The organism is Salinadaptatus halalkaliphilus (assembly GCF_006543045.1).
GTDB lineage: Archaea > Halobacteriota > Halobacteria > Halobacteriales > Natrialbaceae > Salinadaptatus > Salinadaptatus halalkaliphilus.
The window spans coordinates 304,336-311,747 of the sequence record NZ_RBZW01000058.1 but is presented as its reverse complement, the minus strand read 5'-3'; the positions used below and the strand labels follow the sequence as shown (position 1 = coordinate 311,747).

The window sequence follows — 7,412 nt, the reverse complement described above, 5'->3', positions numbered from 1 at the left end:
GTTTCACCGCTGATTCGACGGTATTGACGACCTGTTGTTTTTTCGATGAGCGCATGCCGTAGCGTTTGCCGCTGAAGCTGGCGACGAGCTTGATGAGATCGTCAACGAGTTCTTCCTGTGCAGATTTGTCCGTCTCGTCTTCGATGACGGTGACTGTGACGCCGTAACAGTCGAAGTACCGTTTGAGATACGAGAAGCCAAAGCGAGTGAGTCTATCTTCGTAGGTGACGAGGACGCGCCCGTAGTCGGCTTCCTGTATGTTATCGAGGAGGGAGTTGAGGCCACGGCGGTCTTCGTTGCGGCCGCTGCCAACGTCGGTATAGGTGTTTTCGACGCTCCAGCCGTGGTCGTGAGCGTAGTCTGTGAGCCGGTCGAGTTGGCGGTCGAGGTCGCCGTTGTCTTTCTGGCCGTGGCTTGAGACGCGGGCGTAGAGGGCAACACGGTCTGTTGGACGAGTGTCGCCTGCGAGTCGGCGGAGTTCTCGGTGTGGAATCCGACGTTCACCGCCCGGTGTTCGGGTGTAATCGAGGTCGTCATTGCGACACCAGCGTTTGACGGTTTGGACGTGAACACCGAGTTCGTCCGCGAACTCACCAATCGAGAACGACCGTGGCATCCTGATGTTACTGTTTACTACTAGTAGAAACTTATAGATACTGGATTCTGTAACAGTTACACTACCCCAACGGGTTCAACGTTGTGCTGACTGTCCCAGCGGCAATGGCGCCGCTCTGTCTCGAGCGATTCGCTGGAATCAGCATGAGATTAATATAGGTTGGCTCTGTTCCTTGCAGTATGTACTCCGTTCTCGTGCCGGTCGACGAGCAGGCAGAACGTGCACAGGCACAGATCGATGCAGTACTCGATCTTCCGAGCGTCACCGACGACGTGACAGTCGAACTCTTACACGTTCGGAAAGAACTCGAGTTCGCCGACAGCGACGACGTCCAGATCGGCCAGATTCGGACCGACCGCGACGAGTTCGATGATCTTCCCGAGACCGTCTCGACCGCGCTCGAACGGTTGACAGACGCCGGTATCGAGACGAGAGTCAACAGCGCAACCGGGAACCCGCCAGCAGCGATCATCGACATTGCCGACCAACTCGATGTCGACGAACTCGTCGTCGGTACCCGCGGCCAATCGCCGGTCGGCAAGGTACTGTTTGGCAGCGTCACCCAGGCGATCATCCTCGACAGCGACCGTCCGGTGAAAGTCGTGTCGTCGTGAACTACTCCGCCCTACCGCGCTCGGGCTACCCTTCAGATGAAAGAAAGTCGTGCGGGCGGTGTATCCCCTCTCTGCTCGCTTCGCTCGCTGAGGGAGGGGGTTACCGCCTTCAATTACAGCTAACGGCTCGTTCGCCGCGTCGATACGTGCCACCGCTGCCCGACTGCCGACGGGACCTGCCTACGAGTCAGCGACGAGACAGTACGCGTGGCCGGGCTCCTCGAGCACCGTCGGCTCGTCATCGTCGTAATAGTTCGAGAAGACGCCGCGCTCGGCGTAGTAGATGCGGCCGTCTCGCGGGATCGCACCCCCCGTAACGTGTCCTCGATTCTCGATGCGCCACCGTCGGTCGCCGCTTTCTTTCTCGAGGGCGTAGAGGTGTCCGTCGTAGGAGCCGACCAAAATCGCCTCGCTTGTCGTTGTAACCGAGCCGATGACGCTACCGTGGACGTTGTGTGACCACAGATTCTCGCCGCTGTCCGCATCGAGTGCGTGTATCCGACGGTCGTCGCCGCCGACGTAGACGACGCCTTCGTCCGGGTCTATCGCCGGGTTCGACATAACGACTTGGCCGGTTTCGAACGACCAGTCCTCGCTGCCGTCGGCGAGGTCGAGCCGATAGAATCGGCCGTCCCAGGAGCCGACGAACGCCGCACCGTCGTAGACCGGCGTCGTCCCCTTGATCTCGGCGCCCAGCCGGAACGCTCCGTCGGCCTGGACGTCGCCGTCCGGGCCGTCCTCGCCACCCGTCTGAAACGACCACGCGAACTCGAGTGAGGGATACTCCCAGCAGTAGACGACGCCGTCGTTCGACCCGCCGACAAGTCGACCGGTCTCGCAGTCGATCGCGGGCGAGGGATGGGGCATCCCCCAGAGGCGGTCGTCGCTCCAGACCGGCGTGCCAGTTCCGGCGTCGACGGCCCACAGCGCACCACTCGGCGGATTGCTGTACTCCGCGAACAGGTACAGTTGCCCGTCGAGATAGGCCGGACTCGAGCCGATCGCGATCGCCCCGCCGAACGCTCGCGGGGGCGTTCGCCAGTGTATCTCCCCGCGCTCGATGTCGATGGCATAGAGCGCACCGTCGTAGCCGCCGATATAGGCGGTGTCACCGACGATCGCCGGGGTTCCGTGAAAGCCGAGGCTGGTTCCGGCAGCCGTCTCGAGTTCCCACCGGCGCTCACCGGTCGGGGTGACGGCGTGAACACGGCCGTCGTCGCCGGCGACCAGAATTGTCTCGCCGTCAGGCATCGGTCGCGGCGTCGACTTGGCTGCAGTGTGGCCGATGCGGTTGACCGGCATCGACCAGTCGACGGTGACGGTCTCCGGAACGGTCACGTCGGGATAGTAGCCGTACCGCCGGAGCCCACGCCGAAACATCGAGATCTCGTCGTCGGCCGGCAACGGGACGTAGCCGTCCGCTCGAGTCGCCCCCTCTCGGACGGCCGTACAGTCCGGTTCTCGCCGGTAGCGCCGTCCGGAGACACCGACGAGCCCGACGGTACCGGCCGTTCCAGCGAGCGACAGGAACTGGCGCCTGGCGAGTCCGTCACCGTTGATCCCATCGACCACAGTTACGAAAGGGTGGGGCGTCGCTCGCTATTACTCTTGTTGTGCGTCGACAGACCGACCTTTTTCCGCTCGGGTTCGCTTCGCTCGCCACTCGCGCAAAAATCTCCACCAAAAATCCGCTCGCTCACACTGTTCGCTCGCGGGTGCTGTGCTACTCTTGCTGGGCGTCGACGACCGCAACTCCCGCCAGGTTCACAGATGGACCTTTTTCCGCTCGGGTTCGCTTCGCTCGCCACTCGCGCAAAAATCTCCACCAAAAATCCGCTCGCTCACACTGTTCGCTCGCGGGTGCTGTGCTACTCTTGCTGGGCGTCGACGACCGCAACTCCCGCCAGGTTCACGATATCTTTGACCTCGTCGCCTCGCTGGAGGACGTGGACGGGTTCGTCCATGCCGACGAGCATCGGCCCGATGGCGTCTGCGCCACCGAGTCGCTGGAGCAGCTTATAACCGATGTTGCCAGCCTCGAGGTTCGGGAAGACGAGCACGTTCGCCGGCTCCTCGAGTTCGGAGAAGCCGTAGGTCCCCTGCAGGATGTCCTCGACGACGGCGGTGTCTGCTTGCATCTCGCCGTCGACGGGGAAGTCGGCTTCGGGATCGTCCTGCAGCAGTTGCGCGGCCGCTCGAGGTCGGCGGGTGTCCTCGTTGGTGACGCTGCCGAAGTTCGAATACGAGAGCAAGGCGGCGCGTGGCTCGACGTTGAAGCGGCGGGCGAGTTTCGCCGTCTGTTTGGTCACTTCCGCGAGGACGTCCTCGTCGGGCGACTGGTTGACGGTCGCGTCGGCCACGAAGATGACACGGTTCTTGAACGCGAGCAGGTAGACGCCGGCGGCGTGGTCGACGTCGTCGGCGGTGCCGATCACCTGCAACGGCGGTCGCAGTGCCGAGGGGTAGTGATGGGAGAGTCCCGTCAACAGGGCGTCTGCGTCACCTTGCTCGACCATCACGCTCCCGAAGTAGTTCGAGTCGCGTTCGACCATATCGGCTGCCTCCGTGCGGGTGATCCCCTTCCGCTGGCGGATCTCGTGGAGCCGGTCGCCGTAGTTGTCGTAGTCGCCGGCGGTCGGATCCGCGATCTGGGGCTCGAAGTCGAGCCCGAGGTCAGTCGCGGTCTGGCTGATCTCGCTCTCGTCGCCGATGAGCACCGGCAGCGCGATTCCCTGTTCCTGAATCTGGTACGCTGCGCGGATCATCTTCTCGTTTTCTCCCTCCGCGAGCGCGACCGTCTTCGGTTCGCTCTTTGCCTTGTTGAGGACGACCCGCATCATCTCGCGGGACTTGCCGAGGCGGGCCTCGAGTTCCTCCTCGTACTCCTCCAGATCGATTTCGGCGCGGGCGGCACCGGACTCCATGGCGGCTTCGGCGATCGAGGGAGCGACGCGGAACAGCACCCGTGGATCGACCGGTTTCGGGATGATGTAATCGGGGCCAAACTGGAGCGGTTCGTCGCCGTAGGCTTTGACGACGGCGTCGGGAACGTCCTCGCGGGCGAGTCTCGCGAGTGCGCGAGCGCAGGCGACTTTCATCTCCTCGTTGATCTCGGTCGCGCGGACGTCGAGTGCACCGCGGAAGATGAAGGGGAATCCCAGCACGTTGTTGACCTGATTCGGGTAGTCCGAGCGGCCGGTGGCCATGATGACCTCGTCGTCGCGGGCCGCTTTCGCTTCCTCGTAGCCGATCTCTGGATCGGGGTTTGCCATCGCGAAGACGATCGGATTCGCTCCCATCGACTGGATCATCTCCTGGGAGACGATACCACCGATCGAGAGACCGACGAAGACGTCCGCACCCTCCATCGCGTCTGCGAGGTCGCCGTCGGGGACGTCGCTGGCGAACTGCTGTTTGTACTCGTTGACGTCGCCAGCCTCGGCGCGGGATTCGGTAATAATCCCAGTCGAGTCACACATCGTGATGTTCTCGGCTCGACAGCCAAGCGAGACGTAGAAGCGAGCGGTCGCGATCGCGCTCGCACCGGCACCCGAGAAGACGATCTCGAGATCCTCGAGATCCTTCCCGGCGATGTCGACGGCGTTGAGCAGTGCTGCACCCGAAATGATCGCCGTACCGTGTTGATCGTCGTGAAAGACCGGAATGTCGATTTCTTCGCGCAGCCGTTCCTCGACCGTGAAACACTCCGGTGCTTTGATATCCTCCAAATTGACGCCGCCGAAGGTCGGTTCCATCATCTTGACGGCCTCGACGAGCTTGTGCGGATCGGCTTCGTCGAGCTCGATGTCGAAGACGTCGATATCGGCAAAACGTTTGAATAGGACGCCCTTTCCTTCCATCACTGGCTTCGATGCCTGTGCGCCGATGTCGCCGAGACCGAGGACGGCAGAGCCGTTCGAGACGACGCCGACGAGATTCCCCTTCGCCGTATACGTGTAGGCGTCGGTTTCGTCCGCGTCGATTTCCATGCACGGTGCGGCGACGCCGGGTGAGTACGCGAGCGAGAGATCTCGCTGTGTATTCGTCGATTTCGTCGTCGAAATCTCGATCTTTCCGGGTGGATCAGTTCGGTGATACTCCAACGCGTCCTCGTCTAGTCCCATACCAGCAACACTGTGTGAGAGCTTAAAAAACAATGCGAAGGGAAGGTTCGTCGATTGTCGAATTACTGGATGCGACTCGAGAACGAATCCCCGGATTCGACCGTTTTATACGGGCCGCGAAACTCAGGGGTCGTATGGACGTCGCGCTTGGTGGGACGTTCGACCCCGTTCACGACGGTCATCGGCAACTGTTCGAGCGGGCGTTCGAACTCGGGGACGTGACTGTTGGACTAACGAGTGACGACCTCGCACCGAAAACGCGATCGGTCGAACGCAGCGTTCGATCGTTCGAGCACCGCAAGCGGGCACTCGAGTCCGAACTCGAGTCGATCGCCGCCGACTACGACCGGGCGTTCGAAGTCCGGGAACTCGAGTCGCCGACCGGTATCGCAACCGAACCGCAGTTCGACTATCTCGTCGTCTCTCCCGAGACGAAAGGCGGGGGGGAACGGATCAACGAGATCCGTCAGGAGCGGGGCCACGATCCACTCGAGATTGTCGTCGTCCCTCACAAGCTGGCCGAGGATGGCAATATTATTTCGAGTACGCGGATCGTCCACGGCGAAATCGACGAACACGGGAACGTCGTCGAGGACACTGACGGTACCGACACCTGAGACGGTTTACTGGAAGTCATTTCCGGCGAACCCACAGACGGTCGTCGTTTCGGCGGTATGTCGGTCGGAGCGGGAAATAGCGTTCTAAGACAGCACCGATGGGGCCCATCGGCGTATGCTAGCTGTCACTCATCAGTCGACGCTTGGAACAGCAGTCGAACCCGGTCTGGGCCACCGTCGCGCGACGGTCAGTTGTCGACGATAATTTCCACTGTCAACCGCCACAATTTTGTTTTCGTATCGTACACTTACGGCGTCTGTTCCTGACGCTTGCGGGAATCAGGAACTGGATGAGCCACGAAACGGTTGGTCGGACTGTCCTTATACTGTCGGTCGGAAATCAATAACGGCATTCGCCGGAGAGAAGCGGCAAACGTTCACAATAGTTCTGTCCGGCAGTATTACCATCCCGGCGGCTCGAGGCCGGCTGCCTCGAGTCGGTCTTTCCAGCGACTCTGAATAGATAACCGCGAGACGTCGGCGGCGTCGGCGACTGCTTGTTGGGTTCGACCCTCGCCGGCGACCAGCGAGCCGGCATACAGACTAGCCGCGAGCACCGCTCGTTTCGACCGATCGGCGTCGGGGACGTCCATGAGAAAGAGCTCCGTCGCACACGACTGTGCATCGGGTGATAACTCCAGACGGTCTGCGATCACCTCGAGTTCCTCGAGCCACGACTCGTACTCGACCCGATCACGGGCGCTATACATACGGGTTAGTACTGGTGCAACTGAGATAAATGTCCGGCCAAATCATGGTAATAGTTCACGTGGAGGTGGCAATATCGTGCTACTCGAACCAACGAACGGCTACGATCGAGTAACGAAGACGGCGGTTTGGGGCCGCTATCACTAGGAGACGACTACTAAAGCAGACAGGTGTTCTAGCAGCATCCGACGCCTGTGGTCCGATTAGACCGGGCGCGTCCGTCATGAAGGAGCCAACCTGCAAGCTCGTCTGTACCGGGTGCGGCCTCGAGATGCCGTACCGGGATCGATCGCTGGCCGAACAGGCCGCGGAGCTACATCAACTTCGAGATTCCGAGCACGTCACCTTTATTGTTCCCCCGGACTGGTCGCCCGAAGAGCCGGTAAAACATGGGTAGGACGGATCGACAGGTTCTTACTCGATTCGCCAAAAACCGGAGATGGGCGCGGGTAGCCAAGCTAGGCCAACGGCGCAGCGCTTAGGACGCTGTCCCGTAGGGGTCCGCCGGTTCGAATCCGGTCCCGCGCATTCTCCGCGAACTACGGTCGTGAGCGGAGAATGCGATCAGCGAATTCGAACCAGACGAGTCGCAGCGTCCAAACGAAGTGAGGACGACCGTCTCGACGAGGTTCGAATCCAGTCCCGCGAACTGAACACGTTTCCGAACGATATTTCATCGAGCAGTCGAGGCGGATACCCCGACCCTTGTGGTCAGGGTTGTTGACTTTTGATA

At 61.2% G+C, this 7,412-nt stretch carries 6 protein-coding genes and 1 tRNA gene; 3 read left to right on the top strand and 4 right to left on the bottom strand.

All coding sequences use genetic code 11. From position 1 onward, the window contains the following. Positions 1 to 616, bottom strand: a 616-nt coding sequence (locus tag D8Y22_RS18040) for an IS607 family transposase (protein WP_141466077.1), incomplete at its 3' end; no start/stop codon positions are given. Between the two features lie 179 nt (positions 617 to 795). Here D8Y22_RS18040 and D8Y22_RS18035 point away from each other — a divergent pair. Continuing rightward, positions 796 to 1,230, top strand: coding sequence for a universal stress protein (locus D8Y22_RS18035; RefSeq protein ID WP_141466076.1), 435 nt, complete (start codon positions 796 to 798; stop codon positions 1,228 to 1,230). Between the two features lie 180 nt (positions 1,231 to 1,410). Here the strand turns inward: D8Y22_RS18035 and D8Y22_RS18030 are convergent, their stop codons facing one another. Both D8Y22_RS18030 and D8Y22_RS18025 read right to left on the bottom strand, forming a co-directional pair. Further along, positions 1,411 to 2,802, bottom strand: a complete 1,392-nt coding sequence (locus D8Y22_RS18030; RefSeq protein WP_141466075.1) for an outer membrane protein assembly factor BamB family protein — start codon at positions 2,800 to 2,802, stop codon at positions 1,411 to 1,413. Positions 2,803 to 3,098: 296 nt separating this feature from the next. After that, positions 3,099 to 5,354 carry an NADP-dependent malic enzyme gene (locus D8Y22_RS18025; protein WP_141466074.1) on the bottom strand — a complete coding sequence of 752 codons (2,256 nt, stop codon included), beginning with the start codon at positions 5,352 to 5,354 and terminating at the stop codon, positions 3,099 to 3,101. Between the two features lie 134 nt (positions 5,355 to 5,488). Between D8Y22_RS18025 and D8Y22_RS18020 the strand changes: the two genes are divergently transcribed. Further along, on the top strand, positions 5,489 to 5,971 hold the full coding sequence (locus D8Y22_RS18020) for a phosphopantetheine adenylyltransferase (RefSeq protein ID WP_141466073.1): 483 nt from the start codon (positions 5,489 to 5,491) through the stop codon (positions 5,969 to 5,971). A 401-nt stretch (positions 5,972 to 6,372) separates the two neighbouring features. Here the strand turns inward: D8Y22_RS18020 and D8Y22_RS18015 are convergent, their stop codons facing one another. Then, complete coding sequence (locus D8Y22_RS18015) at positions 6,373 to 6,681, bottom strand: transcription initiation factor IIB family protein (RefSeq protein ID WP_141466072.1); 309 nt, start codon at positions 6,679 to 6,681, stop codon at positions 6,373 to 6,375. 441 nt (positions 6,682 to 7,122) lie between these two features. Here D8Y22_RS18015 and D8Y22_RS18010 point away from each other — a divergent pair. Continuing rightward, a tRNA-Leu gene (locus D8Y22_RS18010) sits at positions 7,123 to 7,207 on the top strand. The last annotated feature ends 205 nt before the right edge of the window (positions 7,208 to 7,412 follow it).